Consider the following 23,316-nt stretch of genomic DNA (forward strand, 5'->3'; position numbering starts at 1 on the left):
CGATGATCCGCTATATCCTCTGGCGTATCGCCGCCATGGTGCCGACCTTGCTTGTGATATCGGCGTTGGTCTTCGTCATCATCGAACTGCCGCCCGGCGACTTCTTCGAAAGCCAGATCGCCGAACTGCGCGCCCAGGGCGAAACCGCCAACCTGCAGGAAATCGAGGAGTTGCGCCATCAATACGGCTTCGACCAGCCGGAGATCATGCGCTACTTCTTCTGGGTCGGCGGCATGCTGCACGGAGATTTCGGCTATTCCTTCGAATATCAGCTGCCGGTTTCCGACGTCGTGGGCGACCGATTGTGGCTGACGATCCTCGTCTCCTTCTCGACCATCCTTCTCACCTGGCTGATTGCCTTCCCGATCGGCATCTATTCGGCAACCCATCAGTACAGCTGGGGCGATTACGGCCTGACCTTCCTCGGCCTGCTCGGCATCGCCATCCCGAACTTCATGCTGGCACTGATCCTGATGTATTTCGCCAATGTCTGGTTCGGACTTTCCATCGGCCATCTAATGGACCAGCAATATCTGAACGAGCCGATGAGCTGGGCTAAGGCGCGGTCCATCCTCGCCCATCTCTGGATCCCGGTCATCATCGTCGGCACGGCGGGGACCGCCGGCATGATCCGCCGCCTGCGCGCCAACCTGCTCGACGAGATGCAGAAGCAATATGTGACGACGGCGCGCGCCAAAGGGCTGCATCCGGTGCGCGCGCTGGTCAAATATCCGCTGCGTATGGCGCTCAACTTCTTCGTCGCCGATATCGGCTCGATCCTGCCGTCGATTATTTCGGGCGCCGAAATCGTCGCCATCGTTCTGTCGCTGGAAACCACGGGGCCGATGTTAATCAAGGCACTGCAGAGCCAGGATATGTATCTTGCCGGCTCGTTCCTGATGTTCCTCGCCTTCCTCAACGTCATCGGTGTGCTGATTTCCGATATCGCGCTCGGTTTCCTCGATCCCCGCATCCGTCTGCAAGGCAGGAGCACCAAATAATGTCGCCCCTACCCGCTCCCGGTGCGCCGCTGCCGCACTATGTTTCGACCGCCCCGTTCGACCCGATCGCAACGGAGACCATGACATCCGCGCAGTCTCGTATCCACCTTGCCTCGCAAAAGCAGCTCATGTGGTGGAAGTTCAAGCGCCACAGGCTGGCGCTTGCATCCGGCATTTTCCTCGCCGCCGTCTACCTGATGATCCTGATCGTCGAGTTCCTGGCGCCTTACGGGCTGCATACCCGCAACGTCGATTTCATCCATTCGCCGCCGCAGCGCGTCCGTCTTTTCGACAGCGAGGGCAATTTCGTCGGCCCCTTCGTCTATGGCCGGAAGATGACGCTCGATATCGATACGCTGCACCGTCTCTATACCGACAACCAGAACGACATCCAGCCGATCCGCTTCTTCTGCCGTGGCGATGACTACAAGCTCTGGGGCCTTGTCGCTTCCGACTTTCATCTCGTCTGCCCCGCAATCGGCGGTCAGATGTTCCTACTCGGCACCGACCGTCTTGGCCGTGACGTGCTTTCACGCATCCTTTATGGCGCGCGCATCTCGCTCACCATCGGGCTGATCGGTATTTCCATCAGTTTCGTGCTCGGTATCGTGATCGGCGGCCTTGCAGGCTACTGGGGCGGTATCTTCGACCTCATCGTCCAGCGCCTGATCGAAGTGCTGCAATCCCTGCCTTCGTTGCCGCTCTGGATGGCGCTCGCCGCCATCATGCCGGTGACATGGAGCCCGATCGTCATCTATTTCGGCATCACCGTCATTCTTGGCATCATCGACTGGACGGGTCTTGCCCGCGCCGTGCGCTCCAAGCTTCTGGCGCTGCGCGAGGAAGATTATGTCCAGGCAGCCCAGCTCATGGGTGCCAGCACGCCCCGTGTCATCGGCCGGCATCTCGTGCCCGGCTTCATGTCGCATCTCATCGCATCCGCCACCATTTCCATTCCGGGTATGATCCTCGGTGAGACGGCGCTCTCCTTCCTCGGCCTCGGCCTGCGGCCGCCCATTACCAGCTGGGGCATCCTGCTGACGGAGGCCAAGAGCGTAAGCGTCATCGCCTTCTATCCATGGCTACTGTTCCCAATCGTTCCGGTTGTGCTAGTGATTTTGGCATTCAATTTTCTGGGAGATGGCTTGCGCGATGCGGCAGATCCCTACAAATAGCGTCGAGTTCGACGGGCTGCTTCGCGTCCGTCGCCTCGTGGCCTCCGATTTGCGGGGGTGGTAGAAGTATGTCGTCCACCTCAGAGGGCACACACATGGCCAGACGCCTCGAAGATGCACGCATCCTTATGTACAGCCACGATACATTCGGCCTCGGCCACTTGCGCCGTTGTCGCACGATCGCCCATGCCCTCGTCGAGGATTATCGCGGCCTGAACATATTGATCATCTCGGGCGCGACGATTGCCGGCGCCTTCGATTATCGTGCCCGCGTCGACTTCGTGAAGATCCCGAGCGTCATCAAGCTTCGCAACGGTGAATATACGTCGCTCGCCAGCCACATCGATCTTCAGGATACGCTGAAGATGCGCGAGTCGAGCATTCGTCACACCGCCGAGACCTTCGAACCCGATATCTTCATCGTCGACAAGGAGCCGATGGGCCTGAAGGGCGAGATCGAGGAAACGCTTGCCTATCTGAAAGCGCGCGGTACCACTCTGGTGCTCGGTCTGCGCGAGATCATGGACGCACCGCATCTGCTCGAAGCCGAGTGGAAGAGAAACAGCGTCATGCAGAAGATCGACCAGTATTACGACAGCATCTGGGTCTACGGGCCGCCGGACTTCTACGATCCGCTTGTCGGCCTCGACGTGCCTGCCGGCGTTCGCCGCAAGATGGATTTCGTCGGCTTCCTGCAGCGTAGCGTCTCCAAGGGCAAGAACTCGCTGAATGCCCGCAAGGACGACTATATCCTGGTGACGACAGGCGGCGGCGGTGACGGCTCCGATCTCGTTCACGACGTGATGAATGCCTATGAGGCCGACGAGACGCTGACCCAGAAGGCGCTTGTCGTACTTGGTCCCTATATGCCGGCGGCCGAACGGGCAAAGCTGGTCAAAAAAGGGGAGAAGATCCCCTATATCGAGGTGATCGAGTTCGACAACCACATGGAGGAGTTGATCGACGGTGCCACTGCCGTCGTCGCTATGGGTGGCTACAACACCTATTGCGAGATCCTTTCCTTCGACAAGCCGGCGCTCATCGTCCCACGCGTCGCCCCGCGCGAGGAGCAGCTACTGCGCGCCCGCCGCGCCAGCGAACTCGGCCTCATCGATATGCTGCTGCCCGAGCAATCTGCTGACCCGGCAATCATGGCCGAAACGTTGAAGCGCCTGCCCTCACGGCTGCCGCCATCAAAGAGCGGCTGCAACATGCACCTCGAGGGGCTGGATCATATTTCCCGCACGGTCGGCATGTGGCTGGACAGCCGAGGACGCCATCTTTCCCTCGTCGGCGCAGAATAAAGAGCCATCCTTTGTCGCCACGCCGCAAGATTCTCGTCGTGCTGAAAGGCTACCCCCGCCTTTCGGAAACCTTCATCGCCCAGGAATTGCTCGGTCTCGAACAGGCCGGCTTCGACCTGACGCTGATTTCCATGCGCCGGCCGACCGACAAGAAGCGTCATCCCGTCCATGACGAGATCAAGGCGCGCGTCGTCTATCTTCCGGAATATCTGCACGAAGAGCCGATCCGCGTGCTGAAGGGTCTTCTTGCCGGCTTTTCGAAACCTGGCTTCGGCGCGCTGATGAAGCGTTTCTTTGCCGATCTGCCGCGCGACATCTCCCGCAACCGCTTCCGCCGGCTCGGCCAAGCGCTGGTCCTTGCGCGCGAATGGCCTGACAACGGCGAGTGGCTGCATGCTCATTTTATCCATACGCCGGCTTCCGTGACGGAATATGCGAGCATTCTGACCGGCACGCCGTGGACCTGCTCGGCCCATGCCAAGGATATCTGGACCTCGCCCGACTGGGACCTCGGCCAGAAGCTCGGAAGTGCCCGCTGGGCCGTCACCTGCACCCGCAGCGGCTACGAGCATATGAAGGCGCTGACGAGGCGCGAGGATGCGGTCCATCTGAGCTATCACGGGCTCGACCTCGCCCGCTTCGGCCATTTCGCGGGTGAGCGCTCGAACCGCAACGGCAGCGATCCCGCCGACCCCGTCTTCATCCTCAGCGTCGGCCGCGCGGTGGAAAAGAAGGGCTACGACGTGCTGCTGCGCGCGCTTGCCCTGCTGCCTGAGGACATCAACTGGCGCATGGACCATATCGGCGGCGGCGAGGAGCTTTCCAAGCTGAAAGAGCTTGCCGCTGAACTCGGCCTTGCCGAGCGCATCACCTGGAAGGGCGCGCTGGCGCAGGAAGACGTGCTCGATCACTATCGCCGCGCCGACCTCTTCGCGCTCGCCTGCCGCATAGCCGCCAATGGCGACCGCGACGGCCTGCCGAATGTACTGGTCGAGGCTTCCAGCCAGCGGCTCGTCTGTCTCTCCACCAATGTCTCAGGCGTACCGGAACTGCTAAGCGACGGCGAGAACGGTCTGGTCGTGCCGCCGGAGGATCCGGCAGCCCTTGCAAAGGCGCTCGAGACGGCGATCCGCAATCCCGATATGCGCAAACGGCTGGGCGATGCGGCGGAGGAACGCGTGCGAGACCATTTCGATTACCATTCCAGCATCCGTCAGCTGAGCGGCCTCTTCGAGGCAGAATGGCAGAAGGCGTCATGACGGCTCCCCGCATCTTCTTTTATGTCCAGCATCTGCTCGGCATCGGTCATATTGCGCGCGCCAGCCGCATCGCCAATGCGTTGGTAAAGGACGGCTTCGAAGTTACCGTCGTCACCGGCGGCCTGCCTGTGCCGGGCTTTCCGGGCGACGGTGTGAAGGCCATCGAACTGCCGCCGGTCGTCGCCAGCAACGTCGGCTTTTCCGGCCTTGCCGATGCCGACGGACAGGCGGCAGGCGAAGAATTTCTGTCCAGACGCCGCGACCTGCTTCTGAAAGCCTTTGAGGAAGCGAAGCCCGAAGTCGTCATTATCGAGGCCTTCCCCTTTGGCCGCCGACAGATGCGCTTCGAACTTCTGCCCCTGCTCGATGCAATCGGAAAGGCCAACCCGCGGCCGAAGCTCTTAAGCTCAGTGCGCGACATCCTGCAGGAAAACCGCAAGCCCGGCCGCGACGAGGAAACCGTCAAACTGGTCAGGGACCATTTCGACGCCGTGCTCATTCACGGCGATCCGGGCTTTGTGCGTCTGGAAGATACTTTTCCGCTGACAGCCGAGATCGCCGACCGGCTGCGCTATACCGGTCTCGTCGCTCCACCGCCGGCACCGGAACCGTCCGAGACATTCGACATCATCGCTTCGGCGGGCGGCGGCGCCGTCGGGCTGGAACTGATCCGCGCCGCCCGCGATGCGGCCGCACTTCTGCCTGCCGATATCAGCTGGCTGCTGATTACCGGCCCCAACCTTCCCACAGCCGACTTTTCCGCATTGTCGGAAGATGCCCCCGCCAATGTCACGCTGGTACGGTTCCGCAAGGATTTCCCCTCGCTGCTGCGCGGTGCGAAAGTCTCGATCTCGCAGGCCGGCTACAATACGGTGGGCGATCTCCTGCGCACCCAATGCCGCTCGATCCTCATCCCCTTCGTGGCTGCGGGTGAGACGGAACAGACCGTGCGCGCCGAACGGCTGCAGGCGTTAGGCCTTGCCGAAATCCTGCCGGAGCAGGGGATGACGCTCGACGACGTCAAGGCTGCGGTCGAAAGGGCACTTGTCGCCCCGCCGCGTCCGGCCGTTTCACTCGATCTCGATGGTGCCGTAAAAAGTGCAGCCATCATTCGTTCAATGATCGGCTGAAACCCTCGCCTATTCTAAAATTCATGTGATATAAGAAAATTTCCGGCGAGAATCGGCGTTTCGACATCAGTCCGCTCCGCCTTGTTTTCGTTGCGATATCGGCGGTCTGACTGCATGGTCCTGTATTCGGAGATTCCCCTTTCTTCAGCATCAGGATCACGGTGCGGACTTTCCCCCACAGTCTGACGGTTAGCCATGGAAAAAAGCCTCGCGCGCTACATCTGGAAGAATACGCGGCTGCAGCAGCTCTGGATTCTGCTGGTCGTCGCAGCCTCCATGGTGCCTTACTTCCTGTCCTTCGATCTGCCGAAGCAGATCGTCAATGGACCAATTCAGGGTGACGGCTTCGAAGGGCCGGGCGCAAGACAGACCTTCATGCACATCGCCTACGACATCCCACTGATCGGGCATGTCGAAATCTTCAAGGGCCTGGAGCTCAACCGCTTCCAGATGCTGATGGCACTGAGCCTGGTCTTCCTGGCGCTCGTCGTGCTGAACGGCCTCTTCAAGTTCTACATCAACACCTACAAAGGCCGGCTCGGCGAGCGCATGTTGCGCCGCATCCGCTTCGAACTCATCGATCGCGTGCTTCGTTTCCCGCCTGCCCATTTCAAGCGGGTGAAATCCGCCGAGATCGCCACCATGATCAAGGATGAGGTGGAGCCGATGGGTGGCTTCACAGGCGACGCCTTCGTCTCACCCGCCCTGCTCGGCGGTCAGGCGATCACCGCCCTTGCCTTCATCATCATCCAGAATTTCTGGCTTGGCATGATCGCGGCTGCCATCGTCGGCGTGCAGGCCATCGTCATTCCCCGCATGCGCAAGCGTCTCTTGGAACTCGGCCGTCAGCGCCAGCTGACCGCGCGCGAACTTTCAGGCCGTGTCGGCGAGATCGTCGACGGCATCGGCACGATCCACGGCAACGATACCTCCAACTTCGAGCGCGCCGATATCGCCACCCGCCTCGGCCGCATCTTCTCGATCCGCTACGACCTTTATCAGTGGAAGTTTTTAGTCAAGTTCATCAACAACTTCCTCGCCCAGGTCACGCCCTTCCTGTTCTATGCGATCGGCGGTTATCTGGCGCTGCAGGGCCGACTCGACATCGGTCAGCTCGTCGCCGTCATTTCCGCCTACAAGGACCTTCCCGGCCCGCTGAAGGAACTGATCGACTGGGACCAGATGCGCCAGGACGTGCAGGTCAAATATGCGCAGGTCTACGAGCAGTTCAATGTCGAGCCGCTGATCGAAAGCCGCATCCAGGAGCTGGCCACGACACCGGTGACACCGCTGACGAGCTCCTTCGTCGTCACAAACCTCTCCGTCAGCGACGACAGCGGCGCACGCCTCGTCGACCATGTCTCGGTTGAGATCAAACCAAACGAGACGGTTGCGATCGTCGGGCCGAACGGCAGCGGCGCGGAAGCCTTCGCCGAAGCGCTTGGCCGGCTCGTCTGGCCTGATTCCGGCCGCATCACGATCGACGGGCAGGACCTGCTGGATCTGCCGGAATCGATCACCGGCCGGCGCATCTCCTATGCAGCAGCCGACAGCTATTTCTTCCACGGCACGCTGCGCGACAATCTGCTCTACGGCCTCAAGCATGCGCCGATGAAGGAACCCGAATATGACGGCAAGGCCGCGCAGGAATACAAGTGGCATGTCGCGGAATCGCAGAAGGCCGGCAACCCGACGCTCGATCTCAACAGCGACTGGGTTGATTACAAGGCAGCCGGCGCGAACGGACCTGAAGACCTGCTGAAGGCGATCCGGCCGGTGCTCGACGCCGTCATGATGTCGCAGGACATTCTGGATCTGGCATTGCGCTCCACCGTCAATACCGAGGTTCATACTGCGCTCGGTAGCCATATCGTCGAACTTCGGAGGTCACTGCGCGAGCGGCTCGCCCAGGAAAACCTCGACGCCATCGTCGTGCCCTTCGATTTCGACGCTTACAACACACAGGCGACCGTCGGCGAAAACCTGCTCTTCGGCACGATGAAACGGCCGCTGATGAACAACCGCCGGCTTGCCGGCCATCCCTATTTCCAGCAGCTCTTCCGCGATACCGGACTGAGCACCGACCTCTATGCGATGGGCCTGGAAATCGCCGAAAACGCGGTGGAACTCTTCCACGACCTGCCGCCGGACCACCCTTTCTTCCAGCAGCTCACCTTCATGACTGCGGATGACATCCCGACCTACCAGGCGCTGCTGCAGAAGCTGCAGGGCAAGCGCTTCGAGGATGCAACACCGGAAGACCGGGCAAGCATCATCCGCCTGAGCTTCGCCTATATCGAACCTCGGCATCGCTTCGGTCTTTTGACCCAGGCCCTGATGGACAAGATCGTCGACGCCCGCAAGCAGTTCCACCAGAACATCCCCGACGATCTCGCCGAGCTGATCGAGCGTTATGATATAAACCGCTTTACGGCCTCCGCGAGCTTGATGGACAATGTGCTCTTCGGCCGCATCGCCTATCAGCAGGCCGATGCCTCCGACCGCATCCGCCTCATCATGGGTGAACTTTTCGATGCACTCGATCTCTACGACGACGTATTGTCGATCGGGCTGGAATTCGATGTGGGTTCTGGCGGCAAGCGCCTGACGGGGGTGCAGCGGCAGAAGCTCAATCTCGCCCGCGCCCTGCTCAAGCGCTCCGACTACTTCATCTTCAACCGGCCGATCCCGGCGCTTGACCAGCGCATCCAGGACCAGATCATCCACAACGTCATCGAAGGCCTGCATGAGGAAGGCAAGCGCCCGGCGATCATCTGGGTGCTGTCCAACGCCAAGCTTGCGGAAATCTTCGATCGAATTCTGCTCTTCGATCGCGGCGGCCTTGCCGAGGCGGGCAACTATCCGGAACTTTCCGAGAAAAACGGGATGTTCAAGGAACTGTTATCGTAATATTCTATTGGGGCGGCAGAGACGGCGCCCGCAAGGCGCTTGGAATTGGTTTTTAGCGCATGATCAAGGACCATGCGGCAGGGGGTTGTAACGCTCATGCTGTTGAGAGATGAAGTCGAAATGCTGCGGCGGGTGCCGATCTTCTCGAGGATCGCACCAGCGAAACTCAAGCTCTTGGCCTTCACCTCCGATCGCATGACCTACCACGCCGGCCAGAACCTGTTCCGCCAGGGCGATGTCGGCGACGCTGCCTATGTCGTTCTGTCAGGCACGGCCGACATCATCGTTTCCTCGCCTGCCGGTGAGATCAAGGTCGCCGATGTCGAGGTCAATTCCATCGTCGGCGAAATCGCCATTCTCTGCGACGTCTCGCGTACCGCGACCGTGCGCGCCACCTCACCACTCGAAGTCCTACGCATCAGCAAGGAACATTTCCTCAAGCTTCTGAGCGATTTCCCGGAAATGGCCGTGGAGATCATGCGCGTGCTCGCCGACCGTCTCAACCATACGACCGCTGAATTGACCGCCGCGCGGGCTGCCAAGCAGCCGCAGATGGCGCAGTAAAGCTCGAAAATAAGATCCCCAAATAAAAAGGCCCGCCGGGTTTTCCAGGCGGGCCTTTTTGTTATGCCTCTATGCGCGCTACTCGCGCTGTTCCAGCGCCCTGCTGAAGGCGAGAGCCGCCAGCGTGCAGATCGCTCCTGAGAGCAGGTAGTAGCCGACGAAGGTCAGGCCGAACTGGCTCGACAGGCTGAGCGCCACCAGCGGTGCGAAGCCGGCGCCGACCAGCCAGGCAAGGTCGGAGGTGAAGGCCGCACCGGTGTAGCGGTAGCCGCGGCCAAAACGCGACGAGATCGAGCCGGTTGCCTGCCCGAAGGAAAGCCCGAGCACGCCGAAGCCGATGATGACGAAAGCGTCATGACCGCTGTTGCCGGCGCCAATCAGGAACGGGCCAACGAAACTGAAGATCGCAATCAGCACGGCGCAGATCGCAAGTTGCTTACGCCGGCCGATGCGGTCGGCGATCATGCCAGAGGCAATGATGGCAACGATGCCGACCATGGCGCCGATGACCTGCACCACCATGAAGGCGCCGATCGGCTGGTTGCCGTAAAGGTTCATCCAGCCGAGCGGAAAGATGGTGACGAGGTGGAACATGGCAAAGCTTGCAAGCGGCACGAAGGCGCCGATCAGGATATCGCGGCCGTGGATGCGCAGCACCTCGAGGATTGGGGCTGCTTCAAGCTCATGTTGCTCCAAGAGCGTGCCGAAATCCTTGGTCATGACAAGCCGAAGACGGGCAAAGAGGGCGACGACGTTGATCGCAAAGGCGACGAAGAACGGATAACGCCAGCCCCATGAGAGGAAGTCTTCCGGGGAAAGATTGGCGACGAAGTAACCGAACAGGATGCTCGCCAGCGCAAAGCCGATCGGTGCGCCGAGCTGCGGGATCATCGCATACCAGCCGCGGTGATTCGGCGGCGCATTGAGAGCAAGCAGCGAGGCAAGGCCATCCCATGCGCCGCCAAGGGCAAAGCCCTGGCCAAGGCGAAAGAGGGCCAGCAGCGCAATCGACCAGTAGCCGATCTCGTCATAACCCGGCAGGAAGGCGATTGATGCTGTCGAACCACCGAGCAGGAAGAGCGCGATGGTGAGCTTCGTGCCGCGCCCGTACAGACGATCGATCGTCATGAAAACGACCGAGCCGACAGGGCGGGCAAGGAAGGCGAGCGAGAAGATAGCAAAGGAATAGAGCGTGCCCGTCAGCCGGTCCGGCGCAAAGGGAAAGACAAGTTGTGGAAAGACGAGTACGGAAGCAAGGCCGTAAACGAAGAAATCAAAAAACTCAGACATGCGACCGATCACCACGCCGACCGCGATGCTGCCGGGCGAAACCGGCTTGTCATCGTGAATGCGCCGCGCATCCCGTTCCAGCGATGAAGATGATGGTCCTAAATGTGTGGCAGTAGCCATATGAAACGCCTCCCTCGTTCAAGGTGCTTTTTACAAAGCACCTCAAGCTGATCTTGTTCCATATTTGCAGCTTATCAAGTCCTTGTTGCGCAAATAGTTGACGCCGAATTCTCAAAAATCGATGCGATGGAAAAATCGCGTGATACCTATCCCGACCTATTCCAGAGTTTTATTGGGCAAAGTCCTGTATTTCGGATATACAAAAATCAGCGTCGGCAAAATTCCTTCTCGTTTCCATCAGGATTTCGCGGCGTTGTGGAGGCTGACTTCTCCTGCGGTGCAAAATGCATGTTGCACTGCGACCAAAGACCTCATATCGCTGCTCGTGCCAGTGCTTTAGTCGGCAATCGAACGAAACAAAAAGAGCTTAGAGACGTGCAAAAACTGCCAAAGTTTTCCCGCCTTCTATTAGTCTTGCCGCTGTTTTTTTTGGCAGGATGCAATTTGGTGGTCATGTCGCCTTCGGGCGATATTGCCACCCAGCAGCGCGACCTCATCATCGTCTCCACGGTGCTGATGCTGCTGATCATCATTCCGGTGATCTTCCTCACGCTGCTTTTCGCCTGGCGCTACCGGCGCTCCAACACGACCGCGAACTACGCGCCCGAATGGCACCATTCGACCCGCCTCGAAATCGTGATCTGGGCAGCACCGCTCGCCATCATTATTGCGCTTGGCGCCGTCACCTGGATTTCCACGCACAAGCTCGATCCCTACCGCCCGCTCGACCGTATCGATGCGGACCGTGCCATTCCGGCAGATACCAAGTCGCTGACCGTCGAGGTCGTGGCGCTCGACTGGAAATGGCTGTTCTTCTATCCCGACCTCGGCATTGCGACGGTCAATGAGCTCGCAGCTCCCGTCGACGTACCGATCGACTTCAAGATCACCGCCTCCTCGGTGATGAACTCCTTCTTCATTCCTGCCCTTGCCGGGCAGATCTACGCCATGCCCGGCATGCAGACGAGACTGCACGCCGTCATCAACAAGGAAGGCGAATATGACGGCTTCTCCGCAAATTACAGCGGTGAGGGCTTCTCGCACATGCGCTTCAAGTTCCACGGCCTGAACCAGGAGGGCTTCGACGCCTGGGTGGCGCAGGTCAAGCAGCAGGGCACGATGCTCAACCGCGACGCCTATCTGAAGCTCGAAAAGCCGAGCGAGAAGGAGCCGGTGCGATACTATGCCCGCGCCGATGCCGATCTCTACGATGCGATCCTCAACATGTGCGCCACGCCGGGCAAGATGTGCGCGAGCGAGATGATGCACATCGACATGATGGGCGGCGGCGGCAAGGAAAGCGAAGAAAACCGCGAAAAGCTGACCTACGACAACCGCCATGCGGACGAAGGCATTGTCGCACCTGCAGCGACCGTGCCCGCAACGGGCGCTCCCGCACGCAGCGAGCCTGCCGAAAGCACCGATGGCAGCAGCATGCAGAACATGCCCGGAATGGACATGCAGCATGATGGCCATTCCATGCCCGGCAATAGCAATGGCGGCGATCCGGCGCCGGCGCAGCTCAACAACAATTAACCTGGCGCTTTGCGTCGCAAGACATAATGAACGGGTTGTTCCATGTTTTCCAATCCTGACCTCCTGAAGTTCATCTTCGGCCGGTTGACCCTCGACGCGATCCCGTATCACGAGCCGATCCTGGTCGTGACCTTCATCGGCGTCGTCATCGGCGCCATCGCGGTGCTGGGTATCATCACCTATTTCAAGTTCTGGGGTTCGCTCTGGAACGACTGGATCTGCAGCGTCGATCACAAGAAGATCGGCATCATGTACGTCATCCTCGCCGTCATCATGCTGTTGCGCGGCTTTTCGGATGCCATCCTGATGCGCGTACAGCAGGCGGTTGCCTTCAACGGCATTGAAGGCCCCCTGCCACCGCATCACTACGACCAGATCTTCACCGCCCACGGCGTCATCATGATCTTCTTCGTGGCGATGCCCTTCGTCACCGGCCTCATGAACTTCGTGGTGCCGCTGCAGATCGGTGCGCGCGACGTCTCCTTCCCGTTCCTCAACAACTTCTCATTCTGGATGACGACGGCAGGCGCCATCATCATCATGATCTCGCTCTTCATCGGCGAATTTGCACAGACCGGCTGGCTCGCCTATCCGCCGCTCTCGGGTGCCGCCTATAGTCCAGGCGTCGGCGTCGACTATTATATCTGGGGCCTGCAGGTCGCCGGTGTCGGAACGACGCTGTCAGGCATCAACCTGATCGCGACCATCGTCAAGATGCGCGCGCCGGGCATGACCTTCATGAAAATGCCGGTCTTCACCTGGACGGCGCTCTGCACCAACATCCTGATCGTCGCTTCCTTCCCGATCCTGACCGCGACGCTCGCCCTCCTGTCGCTCGATCGTTATGCCGGAACGAACTTCTTCACGAACGACCTCGGCGGCAATCCGATGATGTACATCAACCTCATCTGGATCTGGGGCCACCCGGAAGTCTATATCCTCGTTCTGCCGGCCTTTGGCATCTTCTCGGAAGTGGTCGCGACCTTCTCCGGCAAGCGCCTCTTCGGCTACGCCTCGATGGTCTACGCCACCTGCGTGATCATGATCCTCTCCTATCTCGTGTGGCTGCATCACTTCTTCACGATGGGTTCGGGCGCTTCCGTCAATTCCTTCTTCGGCATCACCACGATGATCATCTCCATCCCGACGGGGGCGAAGATGTTCAACTGGCTCTTCACCATGTATCGCGGCCGCATCCGCTACGAGGTGCCGATGCTGTGGACGGTCGGCTTCATGGTGACTTTCGTCATCGGCGGCATGACCGGGGTCATGCTTGCCGTCCCCCCGGCCGACTTCGTCCTCCACAACTCGCTGTTTCTGATCGCGCACTTCCATAACGTGATCATCGGCGGCGTTCTGTTCGGCATGTTCGCCGGTGTGAACTACTGGTTTCCAAAGGCCTTCGGCTTCAAGCTCGACCCCTTCTGGGGCAAGATGAGCTTCTGGTTCTGGCAGATCGGCTTCTGGTTCGCCTTCATGCCGCTCTACGTGCTCGGCCTGATGGGCGTCACCCGCCGCATGAGCCAGTTCGACGATCCGTCGCTGCAGATCTGGTTCATCATCGCCGCCTTCGGCGTCGGCCTGATTGCGCTCGGCATTGCGTCCTTCCTGATCCAGATCGTCGTCTCCTTCAGGAAGCGCGAAGAGCTGCGCGACGACAGCGGCGACCCGTGGGACGGTCGTACGCTGGAATGGTCGACTTCCTCGCCGCCGCCGGACTACAATTTCGCCTTCACGCCGGTCGTGCATGATCACGACAGCTGGTACGACATGAAGAACCGCGGCTATGAGCGTCCGCTCGGCGGCTTCAAGCCTATCCACATGCCGAAGAATACCGGCACCGGCGCGATTCTGTCCGCCATCAGCGTGGCGCTCGCCTTCGGCCTGATCTGGTACATGTGGTGGCTGGTGGTCGTCTCGGCCGTCGCCATGCTCATCGTCGCGATCGGCCATACGTTCAACTACAAGCGTGACTTCTACATCCCTGCGGATGAAGTCATCGAAACGGAAGGCAAGCGCACCAAGCTGCTTGCCGAGCAGGTGTAAGAGACCATGAGCGATCACACTATCGACACGGCCGAAAGGCCTGAATTCTACCTCACGGAAGACCATCATCCGGAGAACAGCACCAATCTGGGCTTCTGGCTCTATCTGATGAGCGACTGCCTGATCTTCTCGGTGCTGTTTGCCACCCATGCCGTGCTCGGCCGCAGCTATGCGGCCGGCCCGTCGCCGGCCGATCTCTTCGATCTGAGGCTGGTCGCCATCAACACGTCGATGCTGCTTCTCTCCTCCATCACCTACGGGTTTGCGATGCTGCAGATGGAGCGCAACGCAAAGGCGGAAACGCTGTTTTGGCTGGCCGTGACCGGCCTCTTCGGCGCAGTCTTCATCGGCCTCGAACTCTATGAGTTCGTGAACCTCATCCATGAGGGCGCAGGACCGCAGCGCAGTGCCTTCCTGTCGTCCTTCTTTACGCTGGTCGGCACACACGGTCTGCACGTCACCTTCGGCATCATCTGGCTGGTCACGTTGATGGTGCAGGTATCCATGCACGGTCTGATCGAAGCCAACCGCCGGCGTCTGATGTGCCTTTCGATGTTCTGGCACTTCCTCGACGTCGTCTGGATCGGCGTCTTTTCCTTTGTCTATCTGATGGGAGTTCTTGGATGAGTTCGCAAGCACCGGCACATGAGGATGCCCACGAGGCTCACCACGGCCATAGTCACGGGCATCAGGCCGGTCACGGCACATTCAAGAGCTACGTGACGGGCTTCATTCTCTCCGTCATCCTGACTGCCATCCCCTTCTGGCTAGTCATGGGAGAGGTCTTCGAAAATCATGTTGTGACGGCGATCTTCGTGATGGTGTTCGCCGCCGTGCAGATCGTCGTTCACATGATCTTCTTCCTGCACATGAATACGAAGTCGGAAGGCGGCTGGACGATCATGGCGCTGATCTTCACGATCATCATCGTCGCGATCGCGCTGTCGGGTTCGCTCTGGGTCATGTATCACCTGAATACGAACATGATGCCGATGAGCCCAGAAATGATGAAGAACATGCCGTAACGGCTGGGGAAATGGGCGGCGGCAACGCCGCCCATTGCGGTTTACTCATGACCGATCTCTCTTCCGACCAACAGGACAGGCCGCGTTCGGCCGTCACACTTGCGATCCTTGGGCTCGGCCTTCTGGCCCTCATCGCTGCCCTGATCACGCTCGGCACCTGGCAAGTCTATAGGCTCTCCTGGAAACTCGATCTGATCGCCCGCGTCGATGCGCGCGTCCACGCCGAACCCGTCGTCCCGCCAGCTCGCGCCGACTGGGGCAAGGTCAATGCCGCCGATGACGAATATCGGCGAGTGACGGCAACAGGCGCCTTCGAAAACGACAAGGAAACGCTTGTCACCGCATCGACAGCGCTTGGCGCCGGCTACTGGGTGCTGACGCCGCTTCGGCTCGCGGATGGCAGCGCGATCCTCATCAATCGCGGCTTCGTGCCGACCGACCGCCGCGACCCGGCTTCACGACCGGAGAGCTGGATTGCCAAACCCGCAAGCGTCACCGGGCTGATGCGCATGAGCGAGCCGAAAGGCATGCTCTTACGCTCCAACGATCCGGTTGCCGACCGCTGGTATTCGCGCGATGTGCCAGCCATTGCCGAAAAGCGGGGCATCGCAGATGTCGCGCCGTTTTTCATCGACGCGGACGCGACGCCCAATGCCGGCGGCTTGCCCGTCGGAGGGCTGACGGTCCTCGACTTCCCGAACAACCATCTTGTCTATGCGATCACCTGGTATGTGCTGGCGATCATGGTGGCGGGGCTGCTCGTCTATATCGTGCGAAACGAGATCAGGGTACGCCGGGGAACATGAGCGATCACCCTGATCGGGACGGCAGGCTTCTCGACTTTCATCATGAAGGCGAGTCGTCGCCGTCTGTCGTTACCAAGTCAGTCGAAGCTTAGTCCGCTGTTATCTTGGTGTGCCGTCACACAGCGTCCCTGACTTGGGCGTTTGCGACGGTGATTGTCTTGCGCATGACTGCGGTAAGGGCCAGGAAGAACTCTCCCGAATTCAGGAACTTGAGTGCGCTGGATCCCCATGACACGCACAGGAATTGTCTGTTGACCTCAATCCTCGCCGCCTCTCCTTCAATCAAGGATTGATGTTCATCTTCGGGCAGTTCGGAGATGTCGATCGGCTTGAGATCGACGGCAAGGTTGGTCGCGGTGATCACCTGCTCCATGAACTTGAAGGTCGCCATGGAAGGATGGGAATCAATAGGCCTCTGCGCGTCAAGCGATTGCCCGCCCGATCGCTTCGGCAAGCTGGGCTTGTGAAAAGGGTTTGCCGAGGCGTGGCACGTCAATGATACCGACGCCTTCGGGAATTTCGGCAAAGCCCGTCGCAAGGATGACAGGCATATCTGGCCATTCGGCCCGGATTGCGAGCAGCAGTTGCGAACCGGTCATGCGTGGCATGGCATGATCGGAAATGACGAGATCGACCTCTTCGTGGCGAAGAATATCGAGCGCATCGGCGCCGGCGGTCGCCTCGAATACGGTGTGACCGAGATCTTCCAGCATGAGGGCCGTATTCATCAAGACCAGCCCGTCGTCATCGACGGCAAGAATGCGCAGCGGTCGCGAACTGATTAAGGTCTCGGGCAAGGATTGTTCAGGCTGTTCGACCACGCATTCGGCTTCCGCGACCGGGAACCACAACTCCGCCGCCGTTCCCTCCCCGAGCCGGCTTTTCAGAACGAGCCTGCCGCCGGACTGGCCGGCAAGACCCTGCACCATGGAAAGGCCGAGCCCTGTGCCCTTGCCGACACCTTTGGTGGTGAAGAAGGGCGTAGTGGCCTGCTTCAGCGTCTCTTCGTCCATACCTTCCCCGTCATCGCTGACGACGACACGAACATAATGACCGGGCGGCAGATTGCCGTCCTCCGACGCGACCTCTTCTGAAGCGCTGATCCTGATACGGCCACCACCCGACACGGCGTCACGGGCATTGACGACGAGGTTGAGTACGGCCGTCTCGAGCTGGTTCGGATCGGTGGCGATCGCCGGCAGACTCTCGGGAACTTCGGTTTCAAGCGAGGCGATCGGGCCGAGGGAGCGCGAAACCATGTCCATCATACCGCGCAAGAGCTCGCAAGCATCAATCGTCTCCACCTGCAACTCCTGACGGCGGGAAAAGGCGAGCATGCGCTGGGTCAATGCCGCGCCGCGCTGGGCGCCGAGCATGGCATTGTCGACAAGCGGCGACAGAGCGGGGTCCTGCGGCATGCGCTTCTTGAGGATTTCGAGGCTACCCAGCACCGCCATCAGCAAATTGTTGAAGTCGTGCGCGATACCGCCGGTCAACTGGCCGATCGCTTCCATCTTCTGCGCCTGGAAAAGTTCTTCGCGGGTCCGCTCCAGCGCACGCTGCGTTTCCAGCTTCTCAGTGATGTCGCGAGTAATCTTGGCAAAACCGATAATCTCGCCAAAATCGTCCCTGATCGCATCGATCACTACACTGGCCCAGAAGCGGGAGCCATCCTTGCGCTGGCGCCAGCCTTCCTTTTCGAGCCGTCCGTCGCGGCTGGCGATGGCCAGTGCCTGCTGAGGCAATCCGTTAAGGCGATCCTCATCTGTATAGAAAGTGGAAAAGTGTCGGCCAATGATCTCTTCTGACCTGTAACCCTTGATGCGCTCAGCGCCGGAATTCCAGCTCGTCACGTTGCCTTCGAGATCAAGCATGTAGATCGCATAATCGGAGACGCCCTGAACGAGAAGGCGAAACTGCTCTTCGCTGCGCCTCAACGCGTTCTCGGCCTCCTTGCGTTCAGTCAGGTCGCGGGTGATCTTGGCAAAACCCATCAACTCGCCGGACGCATGGCGGATCGGATCGATGATGACATGCGCCCAGAAGCGCGTGCCATCCTTGCGCTGGCACCAGCCTTCCCCCTCGAAGCGTCCTTCCGTCACGGCAATTTTAAGCGCCCTGGCGGGCAGACCGACCTGCCTGTCGACATCGACGTAGAAACAGGAAAAATGCTGGCCGAGGATTTCGGAAGCGCGATAACCCATGAAACGCTGGGCGCCGGAATTCCAGCTCGCCACAAGACCTTCGGGGCTTAGCATGTAGATCGCATGGTCGGTAATCGCATCGACGAGCACCCGGAAACGCCCCTCGTCTTCAAGAGACGTATCATATCGGTTCAAGGCTTCCATCGGCCCCCGCTAAACGATTCACCAGCGCAGTTTAACGCCGGCAGGGGCTTATAGTTCCAGCTGAACGAGGAATTTCCTCAGACGGCCTGGCTCTGCGGATAGAAGCGTGCCGCAATTCGCTCCGAAGCCGAATAGGCCTGCGTGACGATCTCAGGCACGAGATCGATGTCCGGCAGACTGCCGAGACCGAGCGGACCAACCGCAAAGAGTCCATCAATCGACGAGCCGTCGTCCAGGAACGGTTCGCCGCGCGCATTGACCGCCAAGCCAAGCGCAAGCTCGTCAGGCATGGCGAGACGCGCCGCAAGCAAGCTCTGAATCAGAGGAGCGGAGAGATCAGGCGCATGACAACGGCAATCGATGATGCGTTCGGCGTGGATGACCACTTCGCTGGACGAACCGGCCGGCATGAAGAACAGGCCGCTGAGACCCCGGCGCCCGGCGCGACCACGCCTGAGCACGGTGCGGCCCTCGGTAAGTTCGCGCTTCAGGCGCAGATGCATGGTTTCCGGCAGGCGGTTGCGGTGGCTGTCATAGATCGCCCGCAGATGCCGGTTGAACTGACGCTTCTGGCGCGCCGGCAACGAACGCCAGAGCGAACGGGCGTGCCTGCGAAGGCCGTTCATGACCGACTGCCAGCTTCGCCCCTCCTCTTCCGCCTCGCGGCAGGCCTGGCGGATGAAGCTGACGATGTCCGGCAGGCCTTGCGGCAGCGCCTCGGCCGGGAAGACCGGATCTGCGGAATTCGGCGTGTGGCTCTGCGGCAGGAAACCGTGCCGTGAAATGATCGTTACCTGCCCGGCATAACCGGAGTCGCGAAGCTGCAGCAGCTGGTCCACGACGCGAATGCCACTGCCGAGAAGCACCGTATGAGGACGCGCAACAAGGCGCTGCGCCCTGACCGGTGAGACTTCCTGCTCTTCGGCCTCGGAGCGAGGCAGGCCGTAGCCGGTCGCGAGGATAACGGTATCGAAAAGCGGATTGGCAGGATTGGCACTTTCGAGCAGGAAGCGGTTGCCATGGCTCCTGCGGATTGCCACGACCGGATCGTGACAGACCTGGACAGTAATGTCCCGACGGGCGGCCAGCGCTTCGGAAAAGCGCTGGTAGACATAATCGCTGAAGATTTCCCTGGGCACGAAGATCTGCCGGAAGCCCGGAATCGCGGCAGGCACGGCGGCGCGGAACTCGGCATTGCTACAAAGCCAGTCGTTGAAATCGTCGGGATCGCCGAGCGAGACGGAGAGGTCGCGAACGCGCGTATTGAGAATGGTGGACGACCGTGCCGAGGAGAGTGCCTGACCGCCGTTGACTGTGGAATTCGGATCGAAAAGCTGGAGGTGGAACGGCGTACGCACGGTGCGCATCAGCGCTACCGCCATCATCATGCCGGAAAAACCACGGCCGACGATCGCAATACGCGGCACAGCGGAAATTTGCGCCGCCGCAATCGCTTTCCCGGAAAAAAGTCCCTGAACCGTCATCTCAACTCCCTTGCGGCTCATCCGCATGTGTCTCGATCGAGGTTTCAACGCAGAACATCTGAAGCCATGCGTTGGGCAGGTTCATGCGGCCATGCAAAACAATCGCCGCTAAATCGGGTTCCGTCCGGAACCATGACAGGCTGGAGAAGACGCCCTCACCCTGCCCCATAGTCTATTAAACTAGTCGTGTATGAAAGCGTGAAAAGCACAAGGTAGCAAGAAGTTTATTTTACCACCTGCCCAACACCCTGATCCAAAACGGAAAATGAGTCCGGCCTAGGCGAGGATTTCGGCGGTGAAGGAAAACCGCGTCGTTTGGCCCGCAGCAAGCACCATCGTATAGGGGCGGCCCTCCAGATCGTCCGGACCGCCATCTTCGGCGGCTGTTCCGTGCCAGGGCTCGATGCAGAGGAAGGGAGCGTCGGGCTTGGTCCAGAGCGCCAGATTGGGCAGGTTCTCGAAGCTGAAATGCATGGCCGGGCCACCTTCGGCCTCATAACGCAGACCGGAGCCTGCACCTTCGGGGAAGATCATCGCATCCTGCTCGAACATCGAGTGGTCGAGCACCAGGCTGCCAGCCATGAAGGGCGAGGCAAGTTTCTTCGGCGATATCAGCCCTCCTTCGAGCCTTCGCAGCGCCGGCTCGGCACCATTGTCCAGCGTAATGGTATGCGGCTTCTTTGCAGCACCCGGCAGCGGCCAGAGAAAGGCCGCATGGAAACCGAGGCCGAAAGGCATCGAGCGGCTGTCGCGGTTTGTGACTTCGGCGGCAACGGTCAGAGCCCGGCCTTCGACGCTGTGGATGACGGCCAGCAGGAAATCAAAGGGATAGACCGCCTTCGTCGTCTCTGAAGCGGCAAGCTCGTAGCGGCAGCTCGTCTCGGACGAAGATGCCAGCGCAAATTCACTGCGGCGGGCAAAACCGTGCTGGGCCATCGGCGCGCACTGGCCATCGACTTTCAGGATATCGTTCGGCGCCTTGCCGACCATCGGAAACAGGATCGGTGAACGACCAGTCCAGAAGGCGGCGTCACCATTCCAGACCCAGGAGCGCCCATCACTCGATGTCAGCGCCTGCATTTCCGCACCGAGCGAGGAAACATCGACCTTGAGAAACTGATTTGCAATCCGGATCGTGGATGACATCGAAGCCTCTTCGTGCTGGTTGGCGAGCGGACCATACATGCCCGGAAGGAGGATTTCCACCGGCGATGTGGAGCGCCGAGATTTTCGTTTTCGAGCCGGAAAATACCCCTGCTGCGTGTGGCGGCGGGGCCGACGGTAACGCTGCCATCCAATGCGAGGAAGGCTCACGTAAAAATAACCGGCTGGTGAATTCTTTACTTGAACCCCCTGCCGGAATCGGCAAAAGTGGGTGTGCTATCAATCCCTTCATGGATTTGCCTTCTTTCCGGGCCATTTGGTCCGAGCACACATCTATTGGAAAAATACCGTGAGCAGCGATGCGTCCATACGCGCGACGAAGCCTTCGGCTTCGATGGCGCTTGCAACCGCGGCGGGGTGGGGCAAGGGCCTCTACACACTGTTCCGCATCACCGTCATGGCCTTCCGCCATCCCTGGCAAGCCGGTTTCGCCATCGGCGCCACGCTGATCGCCTCAACCTTCCAGCTGCTGATCCCTCGCCTGCTCGGCCAGGCCGTCGACCATACGCAGGTGGCGCTTCACGGAGGTACGATCGGACAGCACGCGCAGGACGCGCTTTTGACGACGGCGCTGCTTCTGCTCGGCGCCAGCGTGCTGCGCGGCATCTTCACGATGATCCAGAACTACTACAGCGAGGCAGTCGGCCACCATATGGGCTACGAGCTGCGCCTTGCCTGTTACGAGAAAATCCAGCGCCTCTCCTTCTCTTTCCATGACAGCGTGCATTCAGGTGATCTCATTACCGTCGGCCTGCTCGATCTCGAAGGCGTGCGCATGTATTTCTCGACGGCGCTCGTGCGCGTCTTCCTGCTGACCATGCTGATCGGTATCGGCGCCTATATGCTGCTCTCGACCGACGTGGTGCTCGGTCTGCTGGCGCTCTCCTTCGTGCCCTTCGTCGGCTGGCGTTCTTCCGTCACCCAGCTTCGCCTGCGCGCCACCTGGCTCGACCTGCAGCAGCGGCTTTCGGTGCTGACGCGCATCATGGAGGAAAATCTCGGCGGCATCCGCGTCGTGCGCGCTTTCGCAGCGCAGGAGCACGAACTGTCGAAGTTCGACGACGCCTCGAAAAATGCGCTGCAACTTGCCCATCAGCGCGTCGGTATCCGTGTCATCAATACCAGCGCCATGACCTTTTCCTTCTTTGCGTCCATGGGTCTGGTGCTGTGGGTCGGCGGCGGCAAGGTGCATTCCGGCGAGATCACCGTCGGCACGCTCGCCTCGTTCCTGACTTTCATGACCATCCTGCAGATGCCGGTGCGCCAGCTCGGCCTGATGGTCAACGCCTTCGCCCGCGCTTCGACCTGCGGTACGCGCCTTTTTGACCTTCTGGATCTTGAAATCGCCGTGCGCGACGCCCCGGATTCGAAGGAGTTGACGGTAACGGACGGTACGCTGCGCTTCGAGAATGTCAGCTTCGCCTATCCGAGTTCGCCGATGCACGAGGTTCTGCACGACGTGAGCTTTGAGGCGAAGCGCGGTGAGACGATCGGTATCGTCGGCCCGCCCGGCAGCGGCAAATCGACGCTCGCGCATCTGATCCCGCGCTTCTATGACGTGACCGGCGGCAAGATCACCATCGACGGACAGGATATTCGCAAGGCGACCCTGCAGTCACTGCGCCGCTCCGTCGCCGTCGTGCAGCAGGATTCCTTCCTGTTCACGACGACGATCGAGAACAACATCGCCTATGGCGACCCCTGGGCCAAGGAAGGCCGAATCGAGCGCGCCAGCGAAAGCGCGCAGTTGCACAACTACGTGCTGGGCCTGCCGACGGGCTACGGCACGGTCGTCGGCGAACGCGGTGTCTCGCTTTCGGGCGGCCAGCGCCAGAGGCTTTCGATCGCCCGCGCGCTGATGCTGAAACCCGCGGTCATGGTGTTCGACGATTCGACCGCGGCGATCGACGCGGCAACGGAACAGCGCATTCGCAGCGCCATGCGCCGCTACGCGGCCGATCGCGTGACGATCATCGTCGCCCATCGCCTGAGTTCGCTGATGCATGCCAACAAGATCTTCTTCATCGAGGATGGCCGCATCGTCGAACAGGGCACGCATGACGAGCTGTTGGCGCTCGGCGGACGATACAAGGCACTTTACGATTTGCAGGTGCGACCGGGCGACGACGCTTTGAGCGCGTAAGAAACCGGCGC

The 23,316-nt window shown here is 60.2% G+C and carries 18 protein-coding genes; 13 read left to right on the plus strand and 5 right to left on the minus strand.

The window, feature by feature from the left end; all coding sequences use genetic code 11:
- Window positions 1–2: 2 nt before the first annotated feature.
- The 7 genes from KQ933_RS27900 to KQ933_RS27930 all read left to right on the plus strand — a co-directional run bounded on the left by KQ933_RS27900 (window position 3) and on the right by KQ933_RS27930 (window position 9,343).
- Window positions 3–1,001, plus strand: a complete 999-nt coding sequence (locus tag KQ933_RS27900) for an ABC transporter permease (RefSeq protein ID WP_216759236.1) — start codon at window positions 3–5, stop codon at window positions 999–1,001.
- Complete coding sequence (locus KQ933_RS27905; protein WP_216759237.1) at window positions 1,001–2,176, plus strand: ABC transporter permease; 1,176 nt, start codon at window positions 1,001–1,003, stop codon at window positions 2,174–2,176. The genes KQ933_RS27900 and KQ933_RS27905 overlap by 1 nt, the downstream gene beginning before the upstream one ends.
- A 95-nt stretch (window positions 2,177–2,271) precedes the next feature.
- Window positions 2,272–3,480, plus strand: coding sequence for a glycosyltransferase family protein (locus KQ933_RS27910; protein WP_216759238.1), 1,209 nt, complete (start codon window positions 2,272–2,274; stop codon window positions 3,478–3,480).
- 11 nt (window positions 3,481–3,491) lie between these two features.
- Window positions 3,492–4,739: a glycosyltransferase family 4 protein gene (locus KQ933_RS27915; RefSeq protein ID WP_216759239.1), complete on the plus strand. Its 1,248-nt coding sequence runs from the start codon at window positions 3,492–3,494 to the stop codon at window positions 4,737–4,739.
- Entirely contained in the window at window positions 4,736–5,869 is a 1,134-nt protein-coding gene (locus KQ933_RS27920) for a glycosyltransferase family protein (RefSeq protein ID WP_216759240.1), read from the plus strand. The genes KQ933_RS27915 and KQ933_RS27920 overlap by 4 nt, the downstream gene beginning before the upstream one ends.
- A 195-nt stretch (window positions 5,870–6,064) precedes the next feature.
- Window positions 6,065–8,779, plus strand: coding sequence for an ABC transporter ATP-binding protein (locus tag KQ933_RS27925; RefSeq protein WP_216759241.1), 2,715 nt, complete (start codon window positions 6,065–6,067; stop codon window positions 8,777–8,779).
- A 96-nt stretch (window positions 8,780–8,875) separates the two neighbouring features.
- Window positions 8,876–9,343, plus strand: a complete 468-nt coding sequence (locus KQ933_RS27930) for a cyclic nucleotide-binding domain-containing protein (RefSeq protein WP_183725830.1) — start codon at window positions 8,876–8,878, stop codon at window positions 9,341–9,343.
- 78 nt (window positions 9,344–9,421) lie between these two features.
- On the opposite strand, the gene KQ933_RS27935 is transcribed toward KQ933_RS27930, so the two are convergent.
- Entirely contained in the window at window positions 9,422–10,753 is a 1,332-nt protein-coding gene (locus KQ933_RS27935) for an MFS transporter (protein ID WP_216759242.1), read from the minus strand.
- A 375-nt stretch (window positions 10,754–11,128) separates the two neighbouring features.
- Between KQ933_RS27935 and cyoA the strand changes: the two genes are divergently transcribed.
- The 5 genes from cyoA to KQ933_RS27960 are packed head-to-tail and all read left to right on the plus strand — an operon-like array spanning window position 11,129 to window position 16,166.
- Entirely contained in the window at window positions 11,129–12,289 is a 1,161-nt protein-coding gene (gene cyoA / locus KQ933_RS27940) for a ubiquinol oxidase subunit II (protein ID WP_216759243.1), read from the plus strand.
- A 42-nt stretch (window positions 12,290–12,331) separates the two neighbouring features.
- Complete coding sequence (gene cyoB / locus KQ933_RS27945; RefSeq protein ID WP_216759244.1) at window positions 12,332–14,335, plus strand: cytochrome o ubiquinol oxidase subunit I; 2,004 nt, start codon at window positions 12,332–12,334, stop codon at window positions 14,333–14,335.
- 6 nt (window positions 14,336–14,341) lie between these two features.
- The gene (gene cyoC, locus KQ933_RS27950; protein ID WP_216759245.1) at window positions 14,342–14,962 is read left to right on the plus strand and encodes a cytochrome o ubiquinol oxidase subunit III; all 621 of its coding nucleotides are present in this window, start codon (window positions 14,342–14,344) and stop codon (window positions 14,960–14,962) included.
- The gene (cyoD, locus tag KQ933_RS27955) at window positions 14,959–15,360 is read left to right on the plus strand and encodes a cytochrome o ubiquinol oxidase subunit IV (RefSeq protein ID WP_216759246.1); all 402 of its coding nucleotides are present in this window, start codon (window positions 14,959–14,961) and stop codon (window positions 15,358–15,360) included. The genes cyoC and cyoD overlap by 4 nt, the downstream gene beginning before the upstream one ends.
- Window positions 15,361–15,407: 47 nt before the next feature.
- Entirely contained in the window at window positions 15,408–16,166 is a 759-nt protein-coding gene (locus KQ933_RS27960; RefSeq protein ID WP_216759247.1) for an SURF1 family protein, read from the plus strand.
- 115 nt (window positions 16,167–16,281) lie between these two features.
- Here KQ933_RS27960 and KQ933_RS27965 read toward each other — a convergent pair whose 3' ends face one another.
- From KQ933_RS27965 to KQ933_RS27980, 4 genes are all read right to left on the minus strand, one after another.
- The gene (locus tag KQ933_RS27965) at window positions 16,282–16,557 is read right to left on the minus strand and encodes a hypothetical protein (RefSeq protein WP_216759248.1); all 276 of its coding nucleotides are present in this window, start codon (window positions 16,555–16,557) and stop codon (window positions 16,282–16,284) included.
- Window positions 16,558–16,588: 31 nt separating this feature from the next.
- Window positions 16,589–18,514: a PAS domain-containing sensor histidine kinase gene (locus tag KQ933_RS27970; RefSeq protein WP_216759249.1), complete on the minus strand. Its 1,926-nt coding sequence runs from the start codon at window positions 18,512–18,514 to the stop codon at window positions 16,589–16,591.
- A 77-nt stretch (window positions 18,515–18,591) separates the two neighbouring features.
- Complete coding sequence (locus KQ933_RS27975) at window positions 18,592–19,998, minus strand: FAD/NAD(P)-binding protein (RefSeq protein ID WP_216759250.1); 1,407 nt, start codon at window positions 19,996–19,998, stop codon at window positions 18,592–18,594.
- 276 nt (window positions 19,999–20,274) lie between these two features.
- On the minus strand, window positions 20,275–21,144 hold the full coding sequence (locus KQ933_RS27980) for an aldose 1-epimerase family protein (protein WP_216759251.1): 870 nt from the start codon (window positions 21,142–21,144) through the stop codon (window positions 20,275–20,277).
- Window positions 21,145–21,451: 307 nt separating this feature from the next.
- On the opposite strand from KQ933_RS27980, the gene KQ933_RS27985 reads away from it, so the two are divergent.
- Entirely contained in the window at window positions 21,452–23,305 is a 1,854-nt protein-coding gene (locus KQ933_RS27985) for an ABC transporter ATP-binding protein (protein WP_216759252.1), read from the plus strand.
- Window positions 23,306–23,316: the final 11 nt, after the last annotated feature.

The sequence above is a fragment of the Rhizobium sp. WYJ-E13 genome, from assembly GCF_018987265.1.
Classification (GTDB): domain Bacteria; phylum Pseudomonadota; class Alphaproteobacteria; order Rhizobiales; family Rhizobiaceae; genus Rhizobium.

Excerpts from the sequence above, each read along its gene's own strand:
- KQ933_RS27920 (WP_216759240.1), top strand. The coding sequence starts at position 4,736 with ATGACGGCTCCCCGCATCTTCTTTTATGTCCAGCATCTGCTCGGCATC.
- cyoB (WP_216759244.1), top strand. The coding sequence starts at position 12,332 with ATGTTTTCCAATCCTGACCTCCTGAAGTTCATCTTCGGCCGGTTGACC.
- KQ933_RS27975 (WP_216759250.1), bottom strand. The coding sequence starts at position 19,998 with ATGACGGTTCAGGGACTTTTTTCCGGGAAAGCGATTGCGGCGGCGCAA.
- KQ933_RS27925 (WP_216759241.1), top strand. The coding sequence starts at position 6,065 with ATGGAAAAAAGCCTCGCGCGCTACATCTGGAAGAATACGCGGCTGCAG.
- KQ933_RS27935 (WP_216759242.1), bottom strand. The coding sequence starts at position 10,753 with ATGGCTACTGCCACACATTTAGGACCATCATCTTCATCGCTGGAACGG.
- KQ933_RS27965 (WP_216759248.1), bottom strand. The coding sequence starts at position 16,557 with ATGGCGACCTTCAAGTTCATGGAGCAGGTGATCACCGCGACCAACCTT.
- KQ933_RS27960 (WP_216759247.1), top strand. The coding sequence starts at position 15,408 with ATGACCGATCTCTCTTCCGACCAACAGGACAGGCCGCGTTCGGCCGTC.
- KQ933_RS27980 (WP_216759251.1), bottom strand. The coding sequence starts at position 21,144 with ATGTCATCCACGATCCGGATTGCAAATCAGTTTCTCAAGGTCGATGTT.
- KQ933_RS27905 (WP_216759237.1), top strand. The coding sequence starts at position 1,001 with ATGTCGCCCCTACCCGCTCCCGGTGCGCCGCTGCCGCACTATGTTTCG.
- KQ933_RS27930 (WP_183725830.1), top strand. The coding sequence starts at position 8,876 with ATGCTGTTGAGAGATGAAGTCGAAATGCTGCGGCGGGTGCCGATCTTC.
- KQ933_RS27910 (WP_216759238.1), top strand. The coding sequence starts at position 2,272 with ATGGCCAGACGCCTCGAAGATGCACGCATCCTTATGTACAGCCACGAT.
- KQ933_RS27970 (WP_216759249.1), bottom strand. The coding sequence starts at position 18,514 with ATGGAAGCCTTGAACCGATATGATACGTCTCTTGAAGACGAGGGGCGT.
- KQ933_RS27900 (WP_216759236.1), top strand. The coding sequence starts at position 3 with ATGATCCGCTATATCCTCTGGCGTATCGCCGCCATGGTGCCGACCTTG.
- cyoC (WP_216759245.1), top strand. The coding sequence starts at position 14,342 with ATGAGCGATCACACTATCGACACGGCCGAAAGGCCTGAATTCTACCTC.
- cyoD (WP_216759246.1), top strand. The coding sequence starts at position 14,959 with ATGAGTTCGCAAGCACCGGCACATGAGGATGCCCACGAGGCTCACCAC.